At 58.8% G+C, this 25,511-nt stretch carries 22 protein-coding genes; 19 read left to right on the top strand and 3 right to left on the bottom strand.

The window, feature by feature from the left end:
- The first annotated feature begins 42 nt into the window (after positions 1-42).
- From nuoC to nuoN, 11 genes are all read left to right on the top strand, one after another.
- A complete protein-coding gene (gene nuoC, locus ACOKCT_RS08435) occupies positions 43-1,845 on the top strand; it encodes an NADH-quinone oxidoreductase subunit C/D (protein WP_103180472.1) in 1,803 nt (600 codons plus the stop codon).
- A 2-nt stretch (positions 1,846-1,847) separates the two neighbouring features.
- Positions 1,848-2,348, top strand: a complete 501-nt coding sequence (gene nuoE, locus ACOKCT_RS08430; RefSeq protein WP_159339623.1) for an NADH-quinone oxidoreductase subunit NuoE — start codon at positions 1,848-1,850, stop codon at positions 2,346-2,348.
- Positions 2,345-3,682: an NADH-quinone oxidoreductase subunit NuoF gene (gene nuoF, locus ACOKCT_RS08425; RefSeq protein WP_103180470.1), complete on the top strand. Its 1,338-nt coding sequence runs from the start codon at positions 2,345-2,347 to the stop codon at positions 3,680-3,682. Before nuoE ends, nuoF begins: the two co-directional genes overlap by 4 nt.
- A gap of 180 nt (positions 3,683-3,862) precedes the next feature.
- Complete coding sequence (gene nuoG, locus ACOKCT_RS08420) at positions 3,863-6,586, top strand: NADH-quinone oxidoreductase subunit NuoG (RefSeq protein ID WP_139156354.1); 2,724 nt, start codon at positions 3,863-3,865, stop codon at positions 6,584-6,586.
- Positions 6,583-7,560 (top strand): NADH-quinone oxidoreductase subunit NuoH, encoded by a 978-nt coding sequence (gene nuoH, locus ACOKCT_RS08415; protein WP_039030977.1) that lies wholly within the window; start codon positions 6,583-6,585, stop codon positions 7,558-7,560. The genes nuoG and nuoH overlap by 4 nt, the downstream gene beginning before the upstream one ends.
- Positions 7,561-7,574: 14 nt before the next feature.
- A complete protein-coding gene (gene nuoI, locus ACOKCT_RS08410) occupies positions 7,575-8,117 on the top strand; it encodes an NADH-quinone oxidoreductase subunit NuoI (protein WP_103180465.1) in 543 nt (180 codons plus the stop codon).
- An 11-nt stretch (positions 8,118-8,128) separates the two neighbouring features.
- The gene (gene nuoJ / locus ACOKCT_RS08405) at positions 8,129-8,683 is read left to right on the top strand and encodes an NADH-quinone oxidoreductase subunit J (RefSeq protein ID WP_103180463.1); all 555 of its coding nucleotides are present in this window, start codon (positions 8,129-8,131) and stop codon (positions 8,681-8,683) included.
- Complete coding sequence (nuoK, locus tag ACOKCT_RS08400; RefSeq protein WP_049841347.1) at positions 8,680-8,982, top strand: NADH-quinone oxidoreductase subunit NuoK; 303 nt, start codon at positions 8,680-8,682, stop codon at positions 8,980-8,982. Before nuoJ ends, nuoK begins: the two co-directional genes overlap by 4 nt.
- Positions 8,979-10,820, top strand: a complete 1,842-nt coding sequence (gene nuoL, locus ACOKCT_RS08395; protein ID WP_156654951.1) for an NADH-quinone oxidoreductase subunit L — start codon at positions 8,979-8,981, stop codon at positions 10,818-10,820. Before nuoK ends, nuoL begins: the two co-directional genes overlap by 4 nt.
- Before the next feature lie 76 nt (positions 10,821-10,896).
- Positions 10,897-12,426: an NADH-quinone oxidoreductase subunit M gene (gene nuoM, locus ACOKCT_RS08390; RefSeq protein WP_420193369.1), complete on the top strand. Its 1,530-nt coding sequence runs from the start codon at positions 10,897-10,899 to the stop codon at positions 12,424-12,426.
- Positions 12,427-12,432: 6 nt separating this feature from the next.
- Complete coding sequence (nuoN, locus tag ACOKCT_RS08385) at positions 12,433-13,890, top strand: NADH-quinone oxidoreductase subunit NuoN (protein WP_103180457.1); 1,458 nt, start codon at positions 12,433-12,435, stop codon at positions 13,888-13,890.
- A 109-nt stretch (positions 13,891-13,999) separates the two neighbouring features.
- Here nuoN and ACOKCT_RS08380 read toward each other — a convergent pair whose 3' ends face one another.
- Positions 14,000-15,004: a chemotaxis protein gene (locus ACOKCT_RS08380; RefSeq protein WP_103180456.1), complete on the bottom strand. Its 1,005-nt coding sequence runs from the start codon at positions 15,002-15,004 to the stop codon at positions 14,000-14,002.
- Between the two features lie 66 nt (positions 15,005-15,070).
- Positions 15,071-15,988: a ribonuclease Z gene (rnz, locus tag ACOKCT_RS08375; RefSeq protein ID WP_420193368.1), complete on the bottom strand. Its 918-nt coding sequence runs from the start codon at positions 15,986-15,988 to the stop codon at positions 15,071-15,073.
- A gap of 73 nt (positions 15,989-16,061) precedes the next feature.
- On the opposite strand from rnz, the gene ACOKCT_RS08370 reads away from it, so the two are divergent.
- The 8 genes from ACOKCT_RS08370 to menE all read left to right on the top strand — a co-directional run bounded on the left by ACOKCT_RS08370 (position 16,062) and on the right by menE (position 23,994).
- Positions 16,062-16,523, top strand: a complete 462-nt coding sequence (locus tag ACOKCT_RS08370; RefSeq protein ID WP_159339621.1) for a GNAT family N-acetyltransferase — start codon at positions 16,062-16,064, stop codon at positions 16,521-16,523.
- Between the two features lie 62 nt (positions 16,524-16,585).
- Positions 16,586-16,891 (top strand): stress response protein ElaB, encoded by a 306-nt coding sequence (elaB, locus tag ACOKCT_RS08365; RefSeq protein WP_103180450.1) that lies wholly within the window; start codon positions 16,586-16,588, stop codon positions 16,889-16,891.
- A 98-nt stretch (positions 16,892-16,989) separates the two neighbouring features.
- Positions 16,990-18,285: an isochorismate synthase MenF gene (menF, locus tag ACOKCT_RS08360; protein WP_214422228.1), complete on the top strand. Its 1,296-nt coding sequence runs from the start codon at positions 16,990-16,992 to the stop codon at positions 18,283-18,285.
- A gap of 88 nt (positions 18,286-18,373) precedes the next feature.
- Entirely contained in the window at positions 18,374-20,044 is a 1,671-nt protein-coding gene (gene menD, locus ACOKCT_RS08355; protein ID WP_420193367.1) for a 2-succinyl-5-enolpyruvyl-6-hydroxy-3-cyclohexene-1-carboxylic-acid synthase, read from the top strand.
- Complete coding sequence (menH, locus tag ACOKCT_RS08350; protein ID WP_420193366.1) at positions 20,041-20,817, top strand: 2-succinyl-6-hydroxy-2,4-cyclohexadiene-1-carboxylate synthase; 777 nt, start codon at positions 20,041-20,043, stop codon at positions 20,815-20,817. The genes menD and menH overlap by 4 nt, the downstream gene beginning before the upstream one ends.
- A complete protein-coding gene (gene menB, locus ACOKCT_RS08345; protein ID WP_103180443.1) occupies positions 20,814-21,671 on the top strand; it encodes a 1,4-dihydroxy-2-naphthoyl-CoA synthase in 858 nt (285 codons plus the stop codon). The genes menH and menB overlap by 4 nt, the downstream gene beginning before the upstream one ends.
- Positions 21,671-22,636 (top strand): o-succinylbenzoate synthase, encoded by a 966-nt coding sequence (menC, locus tag ACOKCT_RS08340; RefSeq protein ID WP_420193365.1) that lies wholly within the window; start codon positions 21,671-21,673, stop codon positions 22,634-22,636. Before menB ends, menC begins: the two co-directional genes overlap by 1 nt.
- Positions 22,633-23,994, top strand: a complete 1,362-nt coding sequence (menE, locus tag ACOKCT_RS08335; protein ID WP_156654944.1) for an o-succinylbenzoate--CoA ligase — start codon at positions 22,633-22,635, stop codon at positions 23,992-23,994. The genes menC and menE overlap by 4 nt, the downstream gene beginning before the upstream one ends.
- On the opposite strand, the gene ACOKCT_RS08330 is transcribed toward menE, so the two are convergent.
- Positions 23,995-25,509, bottom strand: coding sequence for a tripartite tricarboxylate transporter permease (locus ACOKCT_RS08330; protein WP_114314388.1), 1,515 nt, complete (start codon positions 25,507-25,509; stop codon positions 23,995-23,997).
- Positions 25,510-25,511: the final 2 nt, after the last annotated feature.

Raw genomic sequence — 25,511 nt, 5'->3', positions numbered from 1 at the left:
TAGCGCGAAGCCACGCCCAACAGTCACCACGGACCTTTTGCAATGGTGAACACTATGACCGACTTAACCGCGCAAGACGCCGCCTGGCAAACACGGGATCATCTGGATGACCCGGTCATCGGCGAACTGCGCAACCGTTTTGGGCCGGATGCCTTTACTGTTCAGGCCACCCGCACCGGGGTACCCGTTGTTTGGGTGAAGCGTGAGCAGTTACTGGAAGTGGTTGATTTCCTCAAGAAACTGCCTAAACCTTACGTCATGCTGTTTGACTTACACGGCATGGACGAACGTCTGCGTACTCACCGCCAGGGTTTACCCGCGGCGGATTTTTCCGTTTTCTACCACCTGATCTCAATAGACCGCAACACGGATATCATGCTCAAGGTGGCATTGTCTGAAAACGACATGCATCTGCCGACGATCACCAAACTCTTCCCGAACGCTAACTGGTATGAGCGTGAAACCTGGGAAATGTTTGGCATGACCTTCGATGGCCACCCGCATCTGACGCGCATTATGATGCCGCAGACCTGGACCGGTCACCCGCTGCGTAAAGACTACCCGGCGCGCGCCACCGAATTCGACCCGTTTGAGCTGACCAAAGCCAAGCAGGATCTGGAGATGGAAGCGCTGACCTTCAAGCCGGAAGACTGGGGCATGAAGCGCAGCACCGACAACGAGGACTTCATGTTCCTCAACCTCGGTCCAAACCACCCCTCCGCGCACGGTGCGTTCCGTATTATTCTGCAGCTTGATGGTGAAGAGATCGTCGACTGCGTGCCAGACATCGGCTACCACCACCGTGGTGCCGAGAAGATGGGTGAGCGTCAATCCTGGCACAGCTACATTCCGTACACCGACCGTATCGAGTACCTCGGCGGCTGCGTAAACGAAATGCCGTACGTGCTGGCCGTTGAGAAACTGGCAGGCATCACCGTGCCGGATCGCGTTAACGTGATTCGCGTTATGCTCTCTGAACTGTTCCGTATCAACAGCCACCTGCTCTACATCTCCACCTTCATTCAGGACGTCGGCGCGATGACCCCGGTCTTCTTCGCCTTTACCGACCGTCAAAAGATTTACGATCTGGTGGAAGCGATCACCGGTTTCCGTATGCACCCGGCCTGGTTCCGTATTGGCGGCGTCGCGCATGACCTGCCGCGCGGCTGGGATCGTCTGCTGCGTGAATTCCTCGACTGGATGCCGAAACGTCTGGCCTCGTATGAGAAAGCCGCGCTGCGTAACTCCATCCTGAAGGGCCGTTCCCAGGGCGTTGCTGCCTATGGCGCGAAAGAGGCGCTGGAGTGGGGCACCACCGGTGCTGGCCTGCGCGCCACCGGTATCGATTTCGACGTGCGTAAAGCGCGTCCTTACTCTGGCTATGAAAACTTCGACTTTGAAGTGCCGCTGGGCGGCGGTGTTTCCGACTGCTACACCCGCGTGATGCTGAAAGTGGAAGAGCTGCGCCAGAGCCTGCGCATCCTTGAGCAGTGCCTCAACAACATGCCGGAAGGCCCGTTCAAGGCGGATCACCCGCTGACCACGCCGCCACCGAAAGAGCGCACGCTGCAGCATATCGAAACCCTGATCACGCACTTCCTGCAGGTTTCCTGGGGCCCGGTCATGCCGGCGCAAGAATCCTTCCAGATGATTGAAGCGACCAAGGGTATCAACAGTTACTACCTGACCAGCGACGGCAGCACCATGAGCTACCGTACCCGTGTACGTACGCCAAGCTTCCCGCACCTGCAGCAGATCCCGTCAGCCATTCGCGGCAGTCTGGTCTCTGACCTGATTGTGTATCTGGGTAGTATCGATTTTGTTATGTCAGATGTGGACCGCTAATTATGCACGAGAATCAACAACCACAAACCGAGGCTTTTGAGCTGAGTGAAGCAGAGCGTGCCGCCATTCAGCACGAGATGCACCACTACGAAGACCCGCGTGCGGCGTCCATTGAAGCGCTGAAAATCGTACAGAAACAGCGTGGTTGGGTGCCGGATGGCGCGATCTATGAGATTGCAAAAGTGCTGGGTATTCCGGCGAGCGACGTCGAAGGCGTGGCTACGTTCTACAGCCAGATCTTCCGTCAGCCGGTAGGCCGTCACGTGATCCGCTACTGCGACAGCGTGGTATGCCATATCACTGGTTATCAGGGCATTCAGGCTGCGATTGAGAAGAAGCTCAATATCAAGCCGGGCCAGACCACCTTTGACGGTCGTTTTACCCTGCTGCCAACCTGCTGCCTGGGTAACTGCGACAAGGGGCCGACCATGATGATTGATGAGGACACTCACAGTTATCTGACGCCGGAAGCCATTCCTGACCTGCTGGAGCAGTACAAATGAAAACTGTAATTCGTACTGCTGAGACGCATCCGCTGACCTGGCGTCTGCGTGATGACAAACAGCCGGTATGGCTCGAAGAGTACCAGAGCAAAAACGGCTATGCCGGGGCGCGTAAAGCCCTCTCCGGCATGGCGCCGGATGAGATCGTTAACGCGGTTAAAGACGCTGGCCTGAAAGGGCGCGGCGGCGCAGGCTTTTCCACCGGTCTGAAGTGGAGCCTGATGCCAAAAGACGAATCCATGAACATCCGTTACCTGCTGTGTAACGCCGATGAGATGGAGCCGGGCACCTATAAAGACCGCCTGCTTATGGAGCAGCTGCCGCACCTGCTGGTGGAAGGCATGCTGATCTCCGCCTTCGCCCTGAAAGCCTATCGCGGCTACATCTTCCTGCGCGGCGAGTACATCGAAGCGGCAGAGAACCTGCGTCGCGCGATTGCCGAGGCGACCGAAGCGGGCCTGCTGGGCAAAAACATTCTCGGCACCGGTTTCGACTTCGAGCTGTTCGTGCACACCGGGGCAGGGCGTTATATCTGCGGGGAAGAGACCGCGCTGATTAACTCTCTGGAAGGGCGTCGCGCCAACCCGCGCTCCAAGCCGCCATTCCCGGCGAGCTCAGGCGTATGGGGTAAACCGACTTGCGTGAATAACGTCGAAACCCTGTGTAACGTTCCGGCTATCCTCGCCAACGGCGTGGAGTGGTATCAGGGCATCTCCTCAAGTAAAGATGCCGGTACCAAGCTGATGGGCTTCTCCGGCCGCGTGAAAAACCCTGGCGTCTGGGAACTGCCGTTCGGCACCACCGCCCGTGAAATTCTTGAAGACTACGCCGGCGGTATGCGTGATGGCCTGAAATTCAAAGCCTGGCAGCCGGGTGGGGCAGGGACAGACTTCCTGACCGAAGCGCACCTTGACCTGCCGATGGAATTCGAAAGCATTGGTAAAGCAGGCAGCCGTCTGGGTACGGCGCTGGCGATGGCCGTCGACCACGAGATTGGCATGGTGTCGCTGGTGCGTAACCTGGAAGAGTTCTTTGCCCGCGAGTCCTGCGGCTGGTGTACGCCGTGCCGCGACGGTCTGCCGTGGAGCGTGAAGATCCTGCGTGCTATTGAGCGTGGCGAAGGCCAGCCTGGCGATATCGAGACACTTGAGCAACTGTGTCGATTCCTGGGCCCAGGTAAAACCTTCTGTGCGCATGCGCCAGGTGCGGTTGAGCCGCTGCAGAGCGCGATTAAATATTTCCGCGACGAATTCGAAGCAGGCATCAAGCAGCCGTTCAGCAATACCCATTCAATCAATGGGATTCAGCCGAACCTGCTGAAAGCGCGCTGGTAATTCCTTACGCAAAATCATTCAGTCTGCGTCAAGGCGGCGACTGAGTGAGGACCAGGAGCTTACATCAGTAAGTGACTGGTGTGAGCGAGGGAAGCCAACGCAGAGGCAGCCTGAAGGATGAAGCGTAAAAAGAATTTTGATTAACGCTCGGTTTATACCGAGACAACTGGAAGCATGCTAATGGCTACGATTCATGTAGACGGCAAAGAATATGAGGTCAACGGGGCGGACAACCTGCTGGAAGCTTGTCTGTCTCTCGGCCTTGATATTCCGTATTTTTGCTGGCATCCGGCGCTGGGGAGCGTCGGTGCTTGCCGCCAGTGTGCGGTGAAGCAATATCAAAACGCGGAAGACACGCGTGGTCGCCTGGTAATGTCCTGTATGACGCCAGCCGCCGAAGGTACCTTTATTTCTATCGACGATGCGGAAGCCAAAGAGTTCCGCGAAAGCGTGGTGGAGTGGTTGATGACCAACCACCCGCACGACTGTCCGGTCTGTGAAGAGGGCGGTAACTGCCACCTTCAGGATATGACCGTGATGACCGGGCACAGCTTCCGTCGTTACCGTTTCACCAAGCGTACCCACCGTAACCAGGATCTGGGGCCGTTCATCTCTCACGAAATGAACCGCTGCATCGCCTGCTACCGCTGCGTGCGTTACTACAAAGACTACGCGGATGGTCAGGATCTGGGCGTCTATGGCGCGCATGACAACGTCTACTTCGGTCGTCCGGAAGACGGTACGCTTGAGAGCGAATTCTCCGGTAACCTGGTAGAGATCTGCCCGACCGGCGTCTTCACCGATAAAACTCACTCCGAGCGTTACAACCGTAAGTGGGACATGCAGTTTGCGCCAAGCATCTGCCAGCAGTGTTCGCTGGGCTGTAACACCAGCCCGGGTGAACGTTACGGCGAACTGCGTCGTATCGAAAACCGTTACAACGGTACTGTTAACCACTACTTCCTCTGCGACCGCGGTCGTTTCGGCTATGGCTATGTGAACCTGAAAGACCGTCCGCGTCGTCCGGTTCAGCGCCGTGGCGATGACTTCATCACCCTGAACGCTGAACAGGCGATGCAGGGCGCGGCGGATATTCTGCGCCAGTCGAAGAAAGTGATCGGTATCGGCTCCCCGCGCGCCAGCATCGAAAGCAACTTCGCGCTGCGCGAGCTGGTGGGTGCGGATAACTTCTACACCGGTATCGCCCAGGGCGAGCAGGAACGTCTGCAGCTGGTGCTGAAAGTGCTGCGCGAAGGCGGTATCCATACCCCGGCGCTGCGCGAAATCGAATCCTATGATGCGGTACTGGTATTGGGCGAAGATTTGACCCAGACCGGCGCTCGCGCAGCCCTGGCGGTTCGTCAGGCGGTGAAAGGGAAAGCGCGTGAAATGGCAGCGGCACAGAAAGTGGCTGACTGGCAGATCGCGGCTATCCTCAACATCGGTCAGCGCGCGAAGCATCCGCTGTTCGTGACCAACGTTGATGACACCCGTCTCGACGACATCGCCGCCTGGACCTACCGCGCGCCGGTGGAAGATCAGGCCCGTCTCGGCTTTGCTATTGCTAACGGCCTGGACAGCAGTGCCCCGGCCGTTGAGCTGGATCGCGATCTGCAGAACAAAGTTGACGTTATCGTGCAGGCGCTGGCCGGTGCGAAGAAACCCCTGATTATCTCCGGTACCAACGCCGGCAGCAGCGAGATCATTGAAGCGGCAGCGAACGTGGCCAAAGCGCTGAAAGGCCGTGGCGCCGACGTTGGCGTAACCATGATTGCCCGTGCGGTAAACAGCATTGGTCTGGGTATGATCGGCGGCGGCTCTCTGGAAGAGGCGCTGAGTGAACTGGAATCTGGCTCTGCGGATGCCGTTGTCGTACTTGAAAACGATCTTCACCGCCATGCTTCTGCCGCACGCGTAGATGCTGCGCTCTCTAAGGCGCCGCTGGTGATGGTTATCGACCATCAGCGCACCGCCATTATGGACAAAGCGCACCTGGTGCTCTCTGCGGCAAGCTTCGCGGAAAGCGACGGGACGGTGATTAACAACGAAGGCCGCGCCCAGCGCTTCTTCCAGGTTTATGACCCGGCCTACTACGACAATACCACCCTGATGCTGGAAAGCTGGCGCTGGCTGCACTCCCTGCACAGCACCGTGCTGAGCCGTGAGGTGGACTGGACGCAGCTCGACCACGTGATCGACGCCGTTATTGAAAAGCTGCCGCAGCTGGCAGGCATCAAAGATGCGGCGCCGGAAGCGAGCTTCCGTATTCGCGGCCAGAAACTGGCGCGTGAACCGCATCGCTACAGTGGCCGTACTGCAATGCGCGCCAATATCAGCGTACACGAACCGCGTCAGCCGCAGGATAAAGACACCATGTTCGCCTTCTCGATGGAAGGGAACAACCAGCCGTCTGCGCCACGTTCGCAGATCCCATTCGCATGGGCGCCAGGCTGGAACTCCCCGCAGGCATGGAACAAGTTCCAGGCTGAAGTGGGTGGTTCTCTGCGCCACGGCGATCCGGGCGTACGCCTGATTGAAGCCAGCGAAACCGGTCTGGCGTTCTTCTCCACCGTTCCGGCACGCTTCCAGGCAGAAGAGGGCAACTGGCGTATTGCGCCGTACTACCATCTGTTTGGTAGCGACGAGCTGTCACAGCGTTCCCCGGTCTTCCAGACCCGCATGCCGCAGCCTTACATCAAGCTCAACCCGGCAGACGCCGCGAAGCTTGGCGTCAACGCGGGCGCGAACATCAGCTTTAGCTATGAAGGCCAGACAATCAGCCTGCCGCTGATTATCTCTGAAGGTCTGACAGCAGGGCAGGTGGGTCTGCCGATGGGTATGCCTGGCATCGCCCCGGTGCTGGCCGGCGCGCGTCTTGATAACCTGCAGGAGGCAAAAGCATGAGTTGGTTAACGCCGGATCTTATCGATATCCTGCTGAGCATCCTGAAAGCGGTTGTTATCCTGCTGGTGGTGGTCACCTGCGGTGCGTTCATGAGCTTTGGTGAACGTCGTCTGCTCGGTCTGTTCCAGAACCGTTACGGACCGAACCGCGTGGGCTGGGGTGGTTCACTCCAGCTGGTCGCGGACATGATCAAGATGTTCTTCAAAGAGGACTGGATCCCGCGCTTCTCGGATCGCGTGATCTTTACTCTGGCACCGATGATCGCCTTTACCTCGCTGCTGCTGGCGTTTGCTATCGTTCCGGTCAGCCCGACCTGGGTGGTCGCTGATTTGAACATCGGCATTCTGTTCTTCCTGATGATGGCAGGTCTCGCGGTTTACGCGGTACTGTTTGCAGGCTGGTCCAGTAACAACAAATACTCCCTGCTGGGTGCGATGCGTGCGTCTGCGCAGACGCTCAGCTACGAAGTGTTCCTGGGTCTCTCCCTGATGGGCGTGGTGGCGCAGGCCGGTTCATTCAACATGACCGACATCGTCAACAACCAGGCCGACATCTGGAACGTTATCCCGCAGTTCTTTGGTTTTGTTACCTTTGCTATCGCCGGTGTGGCAGTGTGTCACCGCCACCCGTTTGACCAGCCAGAAGCCGAGCAGGAACTGGCTGACGGTTACCACATTGAATATTCCGGTATGAAGTTCGGTCTGTTCTTCGTGGGCGAGTACATCGGTATCGTCACCATTTCCGCATTGATGGTCACGCTGTTCTTTGGTGGCTGGCATGGCCCGTTCTTACCGCCGTTCATCTGGTTCGCGCTGAAAACCGCGTTCTTCATGATGATGTTCATTTTGATTCGCGCTGCATTACCACGTCCGCGTTATGACCAGGTAATGTCCTTCGGCTGGAAAGTGTGCCTGCCGCTGACGCTCGTCAACTTGTTGGTAACGGCGGCTGTCATTCTTTGGCAGCAGCCATAAGGGGCTTTGAGATCATGACCTTAAAAGAATTATTGGTAGGTTTCGGCACCCAGGTACGCAGTATCTGGATGATCGGCCTGCACGCGTTTTCTAAACGCGAAACCCGGATGTATCCGGAAGAACCGGTATATCTGCCGCCGCGCTACCGTGGCCGTATCGTGCTGACGCGCGATCCGGACGGTTCGGAGCGCTGCGTTGCCTGTAACCTGTGTGCGGTAGCCTGTCCGGTAGGCTGTATCTCTCTGCAGAAAGCAGAGACGGTGGACGGTCGCTGGTACCCTGAGTTCTTCCGCATTAACTTCTCACGCTGCATCTTCTGCGGCCTGTGTGAAGAAGCGTGCCCGACCACGGCGATTCAGTTGACCCCCGATTTCGAACTGGGTGAATTCAAACGTCAGGATCTGGTGTACGAGAAAGAGGATCTGCTGATTTCCGGTCCGGGCAAATACCCGGAATATAACTTCTACCGGATGGCGGGTATGGCAATCGACGGCAAAGATAAGGGCGAAGCAGAGAACGAAGCCAAGCCTATCGACGTCAAGAGCCTGTTACCGTAAGGAGAGGGGCAATGGAATTCGCTTTTTATATCTGTGGCCTGATCGCCATCCTGGCTACGCTGCGAGTGATTACGCACACCAACCCGGTGCATGCGCTGCTCTATTTAATCATTTCGCTGCTGGCTATTTCCGGGGTGTTCTTTGCGCTGGGCGCACACTTTGCCGGTGCGCTTGAAATCATCGTTTACGCCGGGGCCATCATGGTTCTGTTCGTCTTCGTGGTGATGATGCTGAACCTGGGCGGCTCTGAGATCGAGCAGGAACGTCAGTGGCTGCAACCGCAGGTGTGGATTGGCCCGGCAATTCTGTCGGCCATCATGCTGGCGGTGATCGTTTACGCCATTCTGGGTGTGAACGACCAGGGTATCGACGGTACGCCAATCAGCGCCAAAGCGGTGGGTGTCACCCTGTTTGGGCCATACGTACTGGCGGTGGAACTGGCCTCGATGCTGCTGCTGGCAGGCCTGGTCGTTGCTTTCCACGTGGGTCGCGAAGAGCGCATGGGTGAAGTGCTGAGCAACCGTAAGGACGACAGCGCGAAAAGAAAAACGGAGGATCACGCATGATCCCTTTACAACACGGACTGATCCTCGCCGCGATTTTATTCGTGCTGGGCTTAACCGGTCTGGTTATCCGCCGCAATCTGCTGTTTATGCTGATTGGCCTGGAGATCATGATCAACGCTTCCGCGCTGGCCTTTGTGGTTGCCGGTAGCTACTGGGGCCAGACCGATGGTCAGGTGATGTACATTCTCGCTATCAGCCTCGCGGCTGCGGAAGCGAGTATTGGCCTGGCGCTGTTGCTGCAGCTCCATCGTCGCCGCCAGAACCTGAACATCGATTCAGTAAGTGAGTTGCGTGGATGAACATGCTTGCCTTAACCATTATTTTTCCGCTGATTGGCTTCCTGCTGCTGTCGTTCTCACGCGGCCGCTGGTCTGAGAATCTCTCTGCGACCATCGGCATGGGCTCTGTGGGCCTGGCCGCACTGGTCACAGCGTATGCGGGGATCGACTTCTTTAATAACGGACGTCAGGCTTTCAGCGTTCCACTCTGGACCTGGATGTCGGTGGGTGATTTCAACATCGGTTTTAATCTGGTGCTGGATGGCCTCTCTCTGACCATGCTCTCCGTGGTCACCGGTGTCGGCTTCCTGATCCATATGTTCGCCTCCTGGTATATGCGCGGTGAAGAGGGTTACTCCCGCTTCTTCGCCTACACCAACCTGTTTATCGCCAGCATGGTGGTACTGGTGCTGGCGGATAACCTGCTGCTGATGTATCTCGGCTGGGAAGGGGTGGGTCTCTGCTCTTACCTGCTGATTGGGTTCTACTACACCGATCCGAAGAATGGCGCAGCGGCCATGAAAGCGTTCGTTGTGACCCGTGTGGGTGACGTCTTCCTCGCCTTCGCGCTGTTCATTCTCTACAACGAGCTGGGCACGCTGAACTTCCGCGAGATGGTGGAACTGGCACCGGCGCACTTCGAAGCCGGCAACAATATGCTGTGGTGGGCAACCCTGATGCTGCTGGGTGGTGCTGTGGGTAAATCTGCACAGCTGCCGTTGCAGACCTGGCTTGCCGACGCGATGGCGGGTCCAACCCCTGTCTCCGCGCTGATCCACGCCGCCACCATGGTGACCGCCGGTGTTTACCTGATTGCGCGTACCCATGGCCTGTTCCTGATGACTCCGGAAATTCTGCATCTGGTGGGTATCGTCGGTGCGGTGACGCTGGTGCTGGCAGGCTTTGCCGCGCTGGTCCAGACCGACATCAAACGCGTTCTCGCTTACTCCACCATGAGCCAGATCGGTTACATGTTCCTGGCGCTGGGCGTACAGGCGTGGGACGCGGCTATTTTCCACCTGATGACGCACGCGTTCTTCAAAGCGCTGCTGTTCCTCTCGTCCGGTTCGGTGATCCTGGCCTGCCACCACGAGCAGAACATCTTCAAAATGGGCGGACTGCGTAAGTCCATCCCGCTGGTTTACGTCTGCTTCCTGGTGGGCGGCGCGGCGCTGGCGGCACTGCCGCTGATCACCGCGGGCTTCTTCAGTAAGGACGAAATCCTGGCGGGGGCCATGGCGAACGGGCATATCAATCTGATGGTTGCGGGTCTGGTCGGTGCGTTTATGACCTCCCTGTATACCTTCCGTATGATTTTCATCGTCTTCCACGGTAAAGAACAAATTCACGCTCACGCAGGGAAGGGGATTACCCACCACCTGCCGCTGATTGTGCTGCTGGTACTCTCCACCTTCGTTGGCGCGATGATTGTGCCACCGCTGCAGGGCGTACTGCCAGACACCACCGAGCTTGAGCACGGTCGCGTTCTGACGCTTGAAATCACCTCCGGTGTGGTCGCTATCGCGGGTATCCTGATTGCGGCATGGCTGTGGCTGGGCAAACGTACCCTGGTCACCTCGGTTGCCAACAGTGCGCCGGGCCGTCTGCTGGGCACCTGGTGGTATAACGCGTGGGGCTTCGACTGGCTGTACGACATGATCTTCGTGAAACCGTTCCTCGGCATTGCGTGGCTTATCAAACGCGATCCGCTGAACGCGGTAATGAACATCCCGGCCATCCTTTCCCGCCTGGCAGGTAAAGGCCTGCTGTTCAGCGAGAACGGGTATCTGCGCTGGTATGTGGCCTCCATGAGCATCGGTGCGGTTGTGGTGCTGGCGCTGCTGATGGTATTGCGTTGATCGTTAAGTGAATTTTATTCGAATTCGTTGAAAATCAGGCCCCTGCTGGGGGCCTTAAAAAGGAATGCAAATCGCCATGTTACTACCCTGGCTAATATTAATTCCCTTTATCGGTGGGTTCCTGTGCTGGCAGACCGAACGCTTTGGCGTGAAGATGCCGCGCTGGATTGCGCTGATCACCATGGGATTGACGCTCGCGCTCGGTCTGCAACTCTGGTTGCAGGGCGGCTATTCACTGACCCAGTCTGCGGGCATTCCGCAGTGGCAGTCTGAATTCATTCTGCCGTGGATCCCGCGTTTCGGTATCACGATCCATCTGGCGATTGACGGTCTGTCGCTGCTGATGGTGGTGCTGACCGGTCTGCTCGGCGTTCTGGCGGTGCTTTGCTCCTGGCGAGAAATCGAAAAATACCAGGGCTTCTTCCACCTGAACCTGATGTGGATCCTGGGCGGCGTGATCGGCGTGTTCCTTGCCATCGACATGTTCCTCTTCTTCTTCTTCTGGGAGATGATGCTGGTGCCGATGTACTTCCTGATCGCGCTGTGGGGCCATAAGGCATCCGACGGTAAAACGCGTATCACGGCGGCCACCAAGTTCTTCATCTATACCCAGGCGAGTGGTCTGGTGATGTTGATTGCCATCCTGGCGCTGGTCTTCGTGCACTACAACGCGACCGGCGTCTGGACCTTCAACTATCAGGACCTGCTGAAGACCCCAATGGCCCACGGCGTAGAATACCTGCTGATGCTGGGCTTCTTCATTGCGTTTGCGGTGAAGATGCCGGTGGTGCCGCTGCACGGCTGGCTGCCAGATGCGCACTCCCAGGCACCAACGGCGGGTTCCGTTGACCTGGCGGGCATCCTGCTGAAAACCGCGGCCTACGGTCTGCTGCGTTTCGCGCTGCCGCTGTTCCCGAATGCCTCCGCAGAGTTTGCGCCGATTGCCATGTGGCTCGGTGTGATCGGTATCTTCTACGGTGCCTGGATGGCCTTCACGCAGTACGACATCAAGCGTCTGATTGCCTACACCTCCGTTTCCCACATGGGCTTCGTGCTGATTGCTATCTATACCGGCAGCCAGCTGGCCTACCAGGGCGCGGTGATCCAGATGATTGCCCACGGTCTCTCCGCAGCCGGTCTCTTCATCCTGTGTGGTCAGCTGTACGAACGTCTGCACACCCGTGACATGCGTCAGATGGGTGGTCTGTGGAGCAAAATTAAGTGGCTGCCAGCGATGTCGATGTTCTTCGCGGTTGCCACGCTGGGGATGCCGGGGACCGGTAACTTCGTTGGCGAATTTATGATCCTGTTCGGCAGCTTTAAAGTGGTGCCGACGATCACCGTGATCTCCACCTTCGGTCTGGTGTTCGCCTCCGTTTACTCGCTGGCGATGCTGCACCGCGCTTACTTCGGTAAAGCGAAGAGTGAGATCGCTGCTAAAGAACTGCCGGGGATGTCGCTGCGCGAGCTGTTCATCATCCTGCTGCTGGTCGTACTGCTGGTGCTGCTGGGCTTCTTCCCGCAGCCGATTCTGGATACCTCGCACTCCGCGATGGGTAATATCCAGCAGTGGTTTGTTAATTCTGCTTCTACTACAAGGCCGTAAATCGCCATGACAATAACTCCACAACAACTGATTGCGCTGCTACCGCTGCTGATCGTCGGATTGACGGTGGTGGTTGTGATGCTCTCCATTGCGTGGCGACGCAATCACTTCCTGAATGCCACGCTGGCGGTTCTGGGTCTGAACGCTGCGTTAGTCTCCCTCTGGTTTGTTGGCCAGGCGGGGGCGATGGACGTCACGCCGCTGATGCGCGTTGATGGCTTCGCCATGCTCTACACCGGGCTGGTGCTGTTAGCCAGTCTGGCGACCTGCACCTTTGCCTACCCGTGGCTGGAAGGGTACAACGACAACAGAGAAGAGTTTTACCTGCTGGTTCTGATTGCGGCCCTGGGCGGCATTCTGCTGGCGAATGCCAACCATCTGGCGGCGCTGTTCCTCGGTATTGAGCTGATCTCGCTGCCGCTGTTCGGCCTGATTGGTTATGCCTTCCGCCAGAAGCGCTCTCTGGAAGCGAGTATCAAGTATACGATCCTGTCTGCTGCTGCTTCGTCCTTCCTGCTGTTTGGTATTGCGCTGCTCTACGCTCAGTCCGGTAACCTCTCATTTGAAGCGCTCGGCAAGAGCCTCGGCGACGGCATGCTGCATGAGCCGCTGCTGCTGGCGGGTCTGGGCATGATGATTGTTGGCCTCGGCTTTAAACTCTCTCTGGTGCCGTTCCACCTGTGGACGCCAGACGTCTACCAGGGTGCGCCAGCGCCGGTATCCACCTTCCTGGCGACGGCGAGCAAGATCGCTATCTTCGGGGTGGTGATGCGTCTGTTCCTCTACGCCCCGGTGGGTGACAGCGAAGCGGTTCGCGTAGTGCTGGGCGTGATCGCCTTTGTCTCCATCATCTTCGGTAACCTGATGGCGCTGAGCCAGACCAACATCAAGCGTCTGCTCGGTTACTCCTCCATCTCCCACCTCGGCTATCTGATGGTGGCGCTGATTGCCCTGCAGAGCGGTCAGATGTCCATGGAGACCGTGGGTGTCTACCTGGCCGGTTACCTGTTCAGCAGCCTCGGCGCCTTCGGCGTGGTGAGCCTGATGTCCAGCCCGTACCGTGGCCCGGATGCCGACTCGCTCTTCTCCTACCGTGGTCTGTTCTGGCACCGTCCGATCCTCTCCGCGGTGATGACCGTGATGATGCTCTCGCTGGCAGGTATCCCGATGACGCTCGGCTTTATCGGGAAGTTCTATGTGCTGGCAGTGGGTGTGCAGGCCGGTCTGTGGTGGCTGACGGCGGGTGTCGTTATCGGCTCCGCGATTGGTCTCTACTACTACCTGCGCGTTGCCGTGAGCCTCTACCTGAGTGCGCCTCAGCAGCTCAACCGCGATGCGCCAGGCAACTGGCAGTACAGCGCCGGCGGTATTGTGGTGCTCATCTCCGCGCTGCTGGTGCTGATCTTCGGTATCTATCCGCAGCCGCTGATCACCATCGTGCAGCATGCGATGCCGCTGATGTAAAAACGGCAGAAAAAAAAACCCGCTTCGGCGGGTTTTTTTATTGCCGGGTGGCGCTGCGCTTACCCGGCCTACAAAACCGTAGGCCCGTGCAAGCGAAGCGCCGCCGGGCTTAAGCCAGCTGCTTACGGCTAATCAGCGGCCCGTCGATTTTCTTGTTGGCGCGCTCCAGCACCTCTTCAATCACCGATGACAGCTCGTTCAGCTCGAACTTCGCCACGTATCCATCGGCTTTCACCTTGCGGATATGATCTTCGTTGGCGTTACCGGACAGGGAAGAGTGGATCACCACCGGAATATCCTTCAGGATGGCGTCGGTTTTGATTTTGCGCGTCAGGGTAAAGCCATCCATCTCCGGCATCTCAAGGTCGGTCAGCACCAGCGAGATCTTATCGGTAATGGGCACCCCTTCCGCCTGGGCCTGCGCGGCCAGCACGCCGATCTTCTCCCAGGCCTCTTTGCCGGTGATATGCAGCTGCGCCGGGATCTGCATCGCCTGCAGCCCTTTTTCCAGCATTGAGCGCGCCACTTTGGAGTCTTCTGCCACAATCGCCACCGCACCCGGCTTGATATTGAATTTGGTGATTTTCAGATCGGTAGCATGCAGGTCGTGGTTAGCCGGAGTGATGTCATAGAGGATCTGCTCAACGTCCAGCACCATCGCCAGATCGTTGGTATCCGTCTTCTCATCCAGACAGGCGATACTGGTGATATAGCGTCCGCTGACCGCGGTTTCCGCCGCATGCACCTGCTTCCAGTCCAGGCGCATGATATTTTCGACCGACTCCACGGCAAACGCCTGGACGCTACGGGCATACTCGGTGATCAGCAAAATGTTCAGCCCCGTCGTTGGCTTGCAGCCTGCCACCGCGGCCAGGTCGATAACCGGGATCACCTGATCGCGAATATTAACCATACCCATCAGGGGCGACTTCATCCCCGCCGGTTTGGTGAACGAGGGCATGGGCACAATCTCGCGAAGCTTAAAGACGTTGATGCCGAACAGCTCAGATTTGTTTTCATTCATTGAGCGGCCAAGACGAAACAGCAGCAGCTCAAATCGGTTCGACAGAGTAAGATTTGCCCTGTCATCAATGTCTTTCTGGAAGTTATCCATGTTTGCCCCTCAGTGAAAAATACCGGCCTGATAGGGTTATCGGCAGTTTCGGGGAAAACCAGAGCATTAAACGCGCACGGTAGCAAAATCTTCTGCCAGCTCGCTGGCAGCAAAGATGGCGCAACACTCCGCCAGCAGCATGGCGCAGCCTTCGGCGTCGTAACGGGAGCTGACGTGGGTGACGATCAGTTTTTTTACCTGCGCGTCGCGGGCAAGCCTGGCCGCCTGATGCGTGGAGCTGTGGCCGCGGCTATTGGCTTTCTCCTCCATCGCTACCTCCAGCGTGGCCTCATGCACCAGCAGATCGACGCCCTGAGCCAGCGCAAGGGCGTTCTCGCAGGGGGCGGTATCCCCGAAGAGGGCCAGCTTCTTACCCGGACGGGGCGGGGAGAGATACGCCGCACCGTTGATGGTCCGGCCATCTTCCAGGGTGACGCTTTCGCCGCGTTTTAGCTGCTGAAACAGCGGGCCGAAGGGCACTCCCGCGGCAATCAGCGCGGCACCGTCCAGCGCGCCGGGTTTATCCCGCTCTTCAATGCGAAAACCGTAACACTCCACGGGGTGATTGAGCGCCGCAGCGGTTACCGTGTAAGCATCATCTTTGAACACCACGCCCGGTTTGATCTCAATAATCTCGAGGGGATAATCCGTCCACGAGCCGCTGATCCGCAGGCTGGTTTCAACAAACTCCCGGATACCGTGCGGGCCGTAAATGGTCAGCGGCTGGATATTGCCCGCCATCGAGCGGCTGCAGAGCAGCCCCGGCATGCCAAAAAGGTGATCGCCGTGCAGGTGAGTGATGAAAATTTTATCCAGCTTGCCGGGATGCGCGGCGGTGCGCAGCAGCTGGTGCTGCGTGCCTTCGCCGCAGTCAAACATCCACAGCCCGCCGCGGGTGGGGTGCTGGAGATCCAGCAAAATTGAGGTGACGTTGCGCGTACGGGTCGGTACGCCAGCGGATGTTCCTAAAAAAAACAGCTCCATAATGCACTCAGCCTCTGCACCGGGGATGAAAAGTCATTAGTATAACGGCTCCCCTCACGATAAGGAGACCCCAATGATCCAGTGGCAAGATCTGCACCATAGCGAGCTGTCCGTTCCTGTGCTTTACGCCTTACTTCAACTGCGCTGTGAGGTGTTTGTCGTTGAGCAAACCTGCCCCTATCAGGACATTGACGGCGAAGACCTGGTGGGGGAGAACCGCCATATCCTCGGCTGGAAAGATAACCGGCTGGTGGCGTATGCGAGGATTCTGAAAAGTGACGACGATTTCTCCCCCGTTGTGATTGGCCGCGTGATTATCAGCCGTGAGGTGCGGGGCGAGAAGCTGGGCTATGCCCTGATGGAGCACGCGCTGCGTTCCTGCGAAAATAACTGGCCCGACAAGGCGTTATACCTCGGGGCGCAGGCGCATCTGCACACTTTTTATGCCCGTTTTGGCTTTGTGCAGGTGACGGATATCTACGACGAAGATAGCATTCCGCACGTGGGTATGGCGAAAGAGGTACAACAAGCGTAGCAGGCGGAATCGTCAAGCATTGTCTATAGTTACGGAACTGATGCAACCACATGGAGAACACTATGTCTTATCAATCATCGGATAACCATGTAGATGACGATCTGACCCTGCTGAGTGAAACCCTGGAGGAGGTCTTACGCTCTTCCGGCGATCCGGCCGATCAGAAATACATTGAGCTAAAAGCGCGTGCTGAGCAGGCTCTGCATGATGTGAAAACGCGCGTGGGTCATGCGTCCGATCAATACTATTACAAGGCCAAAAAAGCGGTCTATCGTGCGGATGATTATGTCCGTGAAAAGCCGTGGCAGGGGATTGGCGTAGGCGCCGCCGCCGGCCTGGTGTTGGGTATTTTACTCGCCCGCCGTTAACAACACAGCACGAACGCTTCTCCCTGCCAACTCGGGGTACTGCTTTTTCTGTTTAGTACCCCTTATAATGTGAGGTTTTTGAGCTGGGAGAAGTTCGCGTGCACTCGATTTCCACCGCGCTGAAAGGCCTTTGCCAACAATTAGCTGACGATTTTCCCGATACCCCAGGCCTGCATTATCTCGATGTCTCCTTTGCCCTCAACGACGCGTTTGATCCGCTCGGCTGGCTGAATGCCCAGCACATCTACCCGCAGTTCTACTGGCAGCAGCGCAATGGCGACGAAGAGTATGCTGCTCTCGGAGCGATAACGCATTTCTCCTCGTTATCCGTTGCCCGTCAGTTTTTAAACCGTTATCCACACGCACCCGACCTGAGAGTGGTGGGCGTTAATGCCTTCGATCCAAAGCAGGGCAGCCTGTTCCTGCCGCGCCTTTTGTGGCAGCGCTTCGGCGGGACCGCAACGTTGCGCCTGGTGCTCTGGAGCGACACCTCCCTGAAAGCGGAGGCCCAGCGCGCGCGGGAGTTTATGCAGACTTTGGCGGAGAGCCAGCCTGTCGCCCCGGTCACGCAGGCGGTGGTGAGCGAAACGCATCTCCCTGACCGGGCCGGCTGGCTTCAGCTGATTACCCGGGCGACAGAGGCTATCGGCCGGGGGGCATTCGATAAAGTGGTGCTGGCCCGGGCGACAGATTTGCAGTTTAACGAGGCGGTAAACCCCGCCGCGCTGATGGCGGCCAGCCGGCAGGTCAACTTCCAGTGCTATCACTTCTTTATGCGCCCTGATGCCAGCCGGGCGTTTCTCGGCTCATCGCCGGAACGGCTGTGGCGGCGGCGCGGTTTGCTGCTGCGCACCGAAGCGCTGGCCGGTACCGTTGCCAGCCATCCGGACGATGCCCATGCCGCACGGCTGGGTAACTGGCTGATGACCGACGATAAAAACCAGCGGGAAAATATGCTGGTGGTTGAGGACATCTGCCAGCGCCTGCAGCGGGAAAACGGGGTGCTTGATGTCCTCCCGCCGCAAATCGTGCGCTTGCGGAAGGTTCAGCATTTACGCCGCTGCATCTGGACCGCGCTGCAACAGCCGGACGATGAACAGTGCCTGCTGCGCCTGCAGCCTACCGCGGCCGTTGCCGGTCTGCCGCGCCAGGCGGCGTGGGATTTCATCGCCCACAATGAACCCTTCGACCGGGAGTGGTATGCCGGTTCCGCCGGGTATCTCTCGTTAGCACAAAGCGAGTTCTGCGTGGCGCTGCGTTCGGCAAGCGTTGAGGAGAGCTGTGTTCGCCTGTATGCCGGGGCGGGGATCGTCAGCGGTTCTGACCCCGATCAGGAGTGGCAGGAGATTGAAAATAAAGCAGCCGGGCTGCGCTCTCTGCTCCTAAAGGATTAATACTGAGTCATACATTCCCGATTCATATCAAAATTACATCTTTCTCTATTATTTATACTACGTCGCAATATTGATACCGGACAATTCCATGTCAGTGAGTTCCTTTAACCGGCGCTGGGCGGCGGTGATCCTTGAAGCCCTGACCCGCCATGGCGTCAGGCATGTTTGCATTGCGCCCGGCTCGCGCTCAACGCCGTTGACCCTGGCCGCCGCCGAAAACCGCGCCTTTATTCATCACACCCATTTTGATGAGCGCGGTCTCGGCCATCTGGCGCTGGGGCTGGCAAAAGCCAGCCATGAGCCGGTGGCGGTGATTGTGACCTCCGGCACGGCGGTGGCTAACCTCTATCCCGCATTGATCGAAGCCGGTCTGACCGGTGAAAAACTGGTGCTGCTGACGGCAGATCGTCCTCCGGAGCTGATCGACTGCGGCGCCAATCAGGCCATTCGCCAGTCGGGGATTTTTGCCACCCATCCGACAGAAACCCTGTCGCTGCCGCGTCCGACCCGCGATATTCCCGCCCGCTGGCTGGTTTCGACGGTGGATAACGCCCTGGGCGGGCTGCGTGCCGGGGCGCTGCACATCAACTGTCCGTTTGCCGAGCCGCTGTATGGCGAAATGGATGATACCGATCTTGAGTGGCAGCAGGCGCTGGGCGACTGGTGGCAGAGCGATAAACCCTGGCTGCGCGCTCCGGCGGCGCTTTCAAGCCCCCAACAGCGCGACTGGTTCTTCTGGCGGCAGAAACGCGGTGTGGTCATCGCGGGCAGGATGAGCGCCGAGGAAGGCAAGCAGGTAGCGCAGTGGGCGCAACGGCTTGGCTGGCCGCTGATTGGCGACGTGCTCTCCCAGACCGGCCAGCCGCTGCCGTGCGCGGATCTCTGGCTCGGCAACGCCAGAGCCGTGACCGAACTGGAGCAGGCGCAGATTGTGGTGCAGCTTGGCGGCAGCCTGACGGGTAAACGTCTTCTGCAGTGGCAGGCCACCTGCAGGCCGGAAGAGTACTGGCTGGTCGATTCCCGCGAAGGGCGGCTGGATCCCGCGCACCATCGTGGCCGTCGGTTGGTATCCAGCGTGGCCGAGTGGCTGGAGCTGCATCCGGCGGAAAAACGTGCCCCCTGGGCAACCGACATTCCTGAACTCTCTCGCCAGGCCTGGGAACTGACGGCGCAACACAGCGACGCATTCGGTGAAGCGCAGCTGGCCCACCGCATCCATCGCTATCTGCCCGAACAGGGGCAGTTGTTTGTGGGCAACAGCCTGGTGGTGCGTCTGATTGACGCTTTCTCCCGCCTGCCGGCGGGCTACCCGGTATTCAGTAACCGTGGCGCCAGCGGTATCGACGGTCTGATTTCAACCGCAGCAGGGCTTCAGCGCGCGAATGCCCGTTCGACGCTGGCGATCGTCGGCGATCTCTCGGCGCTGTACGATCTGAACGCGCTGGCGCTGCTTCGTCAGGCTTCGGCGCCCTTTGTGCTGCTGGTGATCAACAACAATGGCGGCCAGATTTTCTCCCTGTTGCCGACGCCGCAGAGCGAACGGGAACGCTTTTATCTGATGCCGCAGAACGTGCAGTTTGAACATGCGGCGGCGATGTTCAGCCTCAAGTATCAGCGCCCGGAAAACTGGGCGGAGCTGGAGAGCGCGCTCAGCACGGCGTGGAGCAAACCCGGCACCACGCTAATCGAGGTGGTGGTAAACGACAGCGACGGGGCGCAGATGCTGCAAAACCTGCTGGCGCAGGTAAGCCATCTATGATCCTCGCGGGAACCCAGCGTAAAGGTCAGCCGGATAAACCCTGGCTGGTTTTCCTGCACGGTTTTTCCGGCGATTGCCGCGAATGGCAGGTGTCAGGGGAGCGCCTGAGCGATTATTCCCGCCTCTATCTCGATCTCCCGGGACACGGAGAGTCGGCCTCCATTGTGGTGAGTGATTTCCATCATCTCAACGGCTTGCTCAATCGCACTCTGATTAGTTACAACATACTAAATTACTGGCTGGTGGGGTACTCCCTCGGCGGCCGCATTGCGATGTATCACGCCTGCCAGCGGCCCGGGGGGCTACAGGGGCTGATTGTGGAGGGGGCGCATCCGGGGTTGAGCGATGAACACGCGCGGACGAGCCGTCGCGCCTCCGATGCGCAGTGGGCGGCACGCTTGCGCCATGAACCTCTGGCGTCGGTATTTGCCGACTGGTATCAGCAGCCGGTATTTGCCTCGCTAACCCCCGCGCAGCGCGAACAGCTTGTCGCCCTGCGTAGCCAGAATAATGGTCCAGCTCTGGCCGCCATGCTCCAGGCGACGTCGCTTGCCGAACAAGCCGATTTACGCCCTGAGCTCGCCTCGTGCGCACTTCCTTTTTTCTATCTCTATGGCGAACAGGACCCTAAGTTTCGGGGTATTGCCCGGCAGCTTACCGCCACCCGCCATGAAATTCCTCACGCCGGACATAACGCCCATCGGGAAAACCCCGCTGCGGTGGCTGAGCGTCTGGCCCAGATACTCCCTCTTTCAATTAAGGACACTCTATGATCTACCCTGATGAAAACATGCTCTATGCACCGGTGGAATGGCTGGACTGCTCCGAAGGCTATACCGACATTCGTTACCACAAGTCCACTGACGGCATCGCCAAAATCACCATTAACCGTCCAGAGGTGCGTAACGCGTTTCGCCCGTTAACCGTCAAAGAGATGATTCAGGCCCTGGCGGATGCGCGCTATGACGACAACATCGGCGTTATCGTCCTGACCGGGGAAGGTGAAAAAGCGTTCTGCTCCGGTGGCGATCAGAAAGTACGCGGTGACTACGGCGGATACCAGGACGATGCGGGTACCCATCACCTGAACGTGCTTGACTTCCAGCGTCAGATCCGCACCTGCCCGAAACCGGTTGTCGCAATGGTGGCGGGCTACTCCATCGGCGGTGGTCACGTGCTGCATATGATGTGCGATCTGACCATTGCCGCAGAGAACGCCATCTTCGGGCAGACCGGACCAAAAGTCGGCTCCTTCGACGGCGGCTGGGGTGCCTCTTATATGGCGCGCATTGTCGGTCAGAAAAAAGCGCGTGAAATCTGGTTCCTCTGCCGCCAGTATAACGCTCAGGAAGCACTGGATATGGGCCTGGTGAACACCGTGGTGCCGATTGCCGACCTCGAAAAAGAGACCGTGCGTTGGTGTCGTGAAATGCTGCAGAACAGTCCGATGGCGCTGCGCTGCCTGAAAGCGGCCCTGAACGCCGACTGCGACGGCCAGGCCGGTCTGCAAGAGCTGGCGGGTAACGCCACCATGCTCTTCTACATGACTGAAGAGGGTCAGGAAGGACGCAACGCGTTTAACGAGAAGCGCCAGCCGGACTTCAGCAAATACAAACGGAACCCGTAATGCGCAGCGCGCAGGTTTACCGCTGGCAGATACCGATGGACGCGGGCGTGGTGCTGCGTGAACGGCGGTTAAAAACCCGTGATGGCTTCTTCGTGCAACTGCAGCAGGGCGAAGGGCAGGGCTGGGGCGAGATTTCGCCTCTGCCGGGCTTTAGCCTGGAGTCGCTGGAGGAGGCGCAGGCTGCGCTGGTGGCATGGGTAGAGGAATGGCGTACAGGCCTGAATCCGCCGCTGCCCGAAGTTCCTTCCGCCGCGTTCGGCATCAGTTGTGCGCTCGCGGAGCTCGACGGCAGCCTCCCTGATGAGGCCGATTACCGTGCCGCGCCGCTCTGTACCGGCGATCCGGATGAGCTGTTTGCACTGCTCAGCGCTATGCCCGGCGAGAAAGTGGCGAAAATCAAAGTCGGTCTTTACGAAGCGGTACGCGACGGCATGGTCGCTAACCTCTTGCTGGAGGCAATCCCCGATCTGCGCCTGCGTCTGGATGCCAACCGCGCCTGGACGCCGCTTAAGGCGCAGCAGTTCGCGAAGTACGTCAATCCGGCGTACCGCAGCCGCATCGCTTTTCTGGAAGAGCCGTGCAAAACCCGTGAGGATTCACGCGGCTTTGCCCGCGAAACCGGCATAGCCATCGCCTGGGACGAAAGCCTGCGCGAGGCGGACTTTGCCTTTACCGCCGAGCCGGGCGTCAGCGCCGTGGTCATAAAACCGACGCTAACGGGCAGTCTGGCGAAGGTGCGTGCCCAGGTGACGGCAGCGCATAGCGCAGGACTGACGGCGGTGATCAGCTCCTCCATCGAATCCAGCCTTGGGCTGACGCAGCTGGCGCGTATTGCCGCCTGGTTAACGCCCGATACCATCCCGGGGCTGGATACGTTAAACCTGATGCAAACCCAGCTTATTCGCCCGTGGCCGGGTAGCGCCCTGCCGTGCGCGGGCGTTGAGGCCCTGGAGCCGTTGCAATGAGTTTTAGTGACTGGCCGTGGCGGCACTGGCGCGAGCAGCGTGCTGATAAACCGGCTCTGCGTCTCAACGACGAGGTGCTGAGCTGGCAACAGCTCTGCACCCGCATCGACAATCTGGCTGCAGGGTTCCATCAGCAGGGCGTGGAGGCGGGGGACGGCGTGCTGCTGCTTGCCCATAATCATCCGCAGACTCTGCTCGCATGGCTGGCGCTGCTCCAGTGCGGCGCGCGTATTCTTCCCGTTAACCCTCAGCTCCCGCGCCCGCTGCTGGAGGTATTGCTTCTGCAAATGACGCTGCGTTTTGCGCTGGTGCTGGATGGTCACTATGACGGACTCGCCGCGCTTGGCATGCATGCACAGTCTGGCGAATACAGCGTGGCATGGCAGCCTGAGCGGCTGGCCTCAATGACGCTCACCTCCGGCTCTACCGGGCTGCCGAAAGCGGCCGTTCATACCTGCGGGGCGCATCTTGCCAGCGCTGAGGGTGTCCTCGCGCTGATGCCCTACGGCGAGGATGACGACTGGCTGCTTTCGCTGCCGCTGTTTCATGTCTCCGGGCAGGGGATCTTATGGCGCTGGCTGCAGGCCGGCGCGCGCTTAACCGTGCGCGAGAAGCAGCCGCTGGAGCAGGCCTTGCAGGGGTGTACGCATGCCTCGCTGGTGCCAACCCAGCTCTGGCGTCTGCTCAATACACACCAGCACATCGCGCTGAAAGCGGTACTCCTGGGCGGGGCCGCCATCCCCGTTGAGTTGACGCAACAGGCGCGCGCGCAGGGTATTTCTACGTTTTGTGGCTACGGCCTGACGGAGTTTGCCTCTACCGTCTGCGCGAAAGAGGCTGACGGTGAGCCGGACGTGGGCTGCGCATTGCCGGGCAGGGAGGTGCAGGTTGTTAACGGTGAAGTGTGGATCAGGGCGCAAAGCATGGCCTCAGGCTACTGGCGCGACGGCGCGCTGCTGCCGCTCACAAATTCTGAGGGCTGGTTTGCCACCCGCGATCGCGGGGAGCTGCATGAGGGTCGCCTGACGATCCTCGGTCGGATGGATAACCTCTTTTTCAGCGGAGGCGAGGGCATTCAGCCGGAGAGCCTTGAGCGGATTATCGCGACCCATCCGCACATCAGCCAGGTCTTTATTGTCCCGCTGAATGACGCCGAATTTGGTCAGCGTCCGGTGGCGGTAGTGGAGTGTGAACCGGGAACGGATTTCACCCGCTTCCCGGAGTGGGTACAGGGCAAAATGGCGCGATTTGAGCAGCCCGTGCACTGGCTGGTGCTGCCAGCAGAACTAAAAAATGGCGGGATTAAGATCTCCCGCCAGGCGTTAACACAGTGGGTGAATGCCCAACTGTCAGGGTAATTAGCCGATATCGGGCTGCGGCTTACGTTGACGGCGACGAAGCAGGCGCAGCACCGGCGGTACGACCACCACCACAATCGCCAGCGTCAGCAGGATCTTCGCCACGTTGCTGTCCCACAGAATGGAGACATTACCATTGCTGATGGACAGAGCGCGGCGCAGGTTCTGCTCCAGCATCTCACCCAGCACAAACCCTAAAATCAGCGGCGACATCGGGAAGTGCATTTTACGCAAGATGTAGCCGAACACCCCCAGCACCACCATCAGAATCAGGTCGAAGGTGGTGCTGTGTACCGCATACACCCCCACCGCCGAGACGGCCGCGATCGCGGGGACCAGGAACCACAGCGGAATGGTCAACATACGGGTGAACAGGCCAATCAGCGGGATGTTCATCACCAGCAGCATGACGTTAGCAATCAGCAGCGCCGCAATCAGTCCCCAGACGATGTCCGGCTGTTCGGTAAACATCGCCGGTCCTGGCGTGATGTTATAGAGCGTCAGCGCTCCCATCATCACCGCCGTGGTACCGGAGCCGGGTACGCCGAGCGTCAGCATGGGAATAAACGAGCCGCAGGCCGAGGCATTGTTGGCCGCCTCAGGTGCGGCGACGCCGCGAATATCGCCTTTGCCAAAGCTGTCGCTGTTGCCGCTGAGCTTTTTCTCCGTCATGTAGGTGATGGCGCTGGCGATGGTTGCTCCGGCGCCCGGCAGAATGCCGACAAAGAAACCAATCACCCCTGAACGCAGCGTAGTACCGATACACTGCGCGCCCTCTTTGGCGTTAAAGAGCATCCGGCCGGTTTTACGCACCAGCGTCTGCCCGCTGCTGGTATGTTCCAGCATCAGTAAGATCTCAGAGACAGAGAACAGACCAATCACGACCACGATAAACTGCACGCCGTCGGAGAGGTGAACGCTGTCGAAGGTAAAACGATAGACCCCGGTGTTGGCATCCACGCCGACGGTGGCTAACCCTAAGCCAATCAGCGCAGACAAAAACGATTTCAGTGGGTTTTGCGCCATCATGCTGCCGAGACAGGCAATGGCGAAGACCATCAGGGCAAAATACTCTGCCGGACCAAACGCCAGCGACCACTGGGCCAGCGCAGGCGCAAACAGAATGATGCCGCCAATGGCAATCAGCGAGCCAAAGAACGAACTGACGGCGGAAATAGACAGCGCCACGCCGCCGCGCCCCTGCCGCGCCATCGGGTAACCATCCAGCGCGGTCATAATGGCCGCCGCATCCCCGGGCACGTTGAGCAGTATTGACGAGATACGGCCGCCATATTCACAGCCGATGTAGACCGTCGCCAGCAGGATCAGCGCCGATTCCGCAGGCAGATGCAGGGCAAACGCCAGCGGGAGCAAAATAGCGACCCCGTTGATGGGCCCAAGTCCGGGCAGCAGACCGACGATCGTCCCGACGAAGCAGCCGATCAGGGCGATCACCAGGTTTTCCGGGGTCATCGCCACGGCGAACCCCTGTGAGAGGTAAATCCAGGTATCCATAG

Source organism: Leclercia sp. M-A074-M (genome assembly GCF_965195605.1).
Lineage (GTDB): Bacteria > Pseudomonadota > Gammaproteobacteria > Enterobacterales > Enterobacteriaceae > Enterobacter.
The sequence above is the reverse complement of the archived record's forward strand: the minus strand, read 5'-3'. Positions and strand labels throughout refer to the sequence as shown.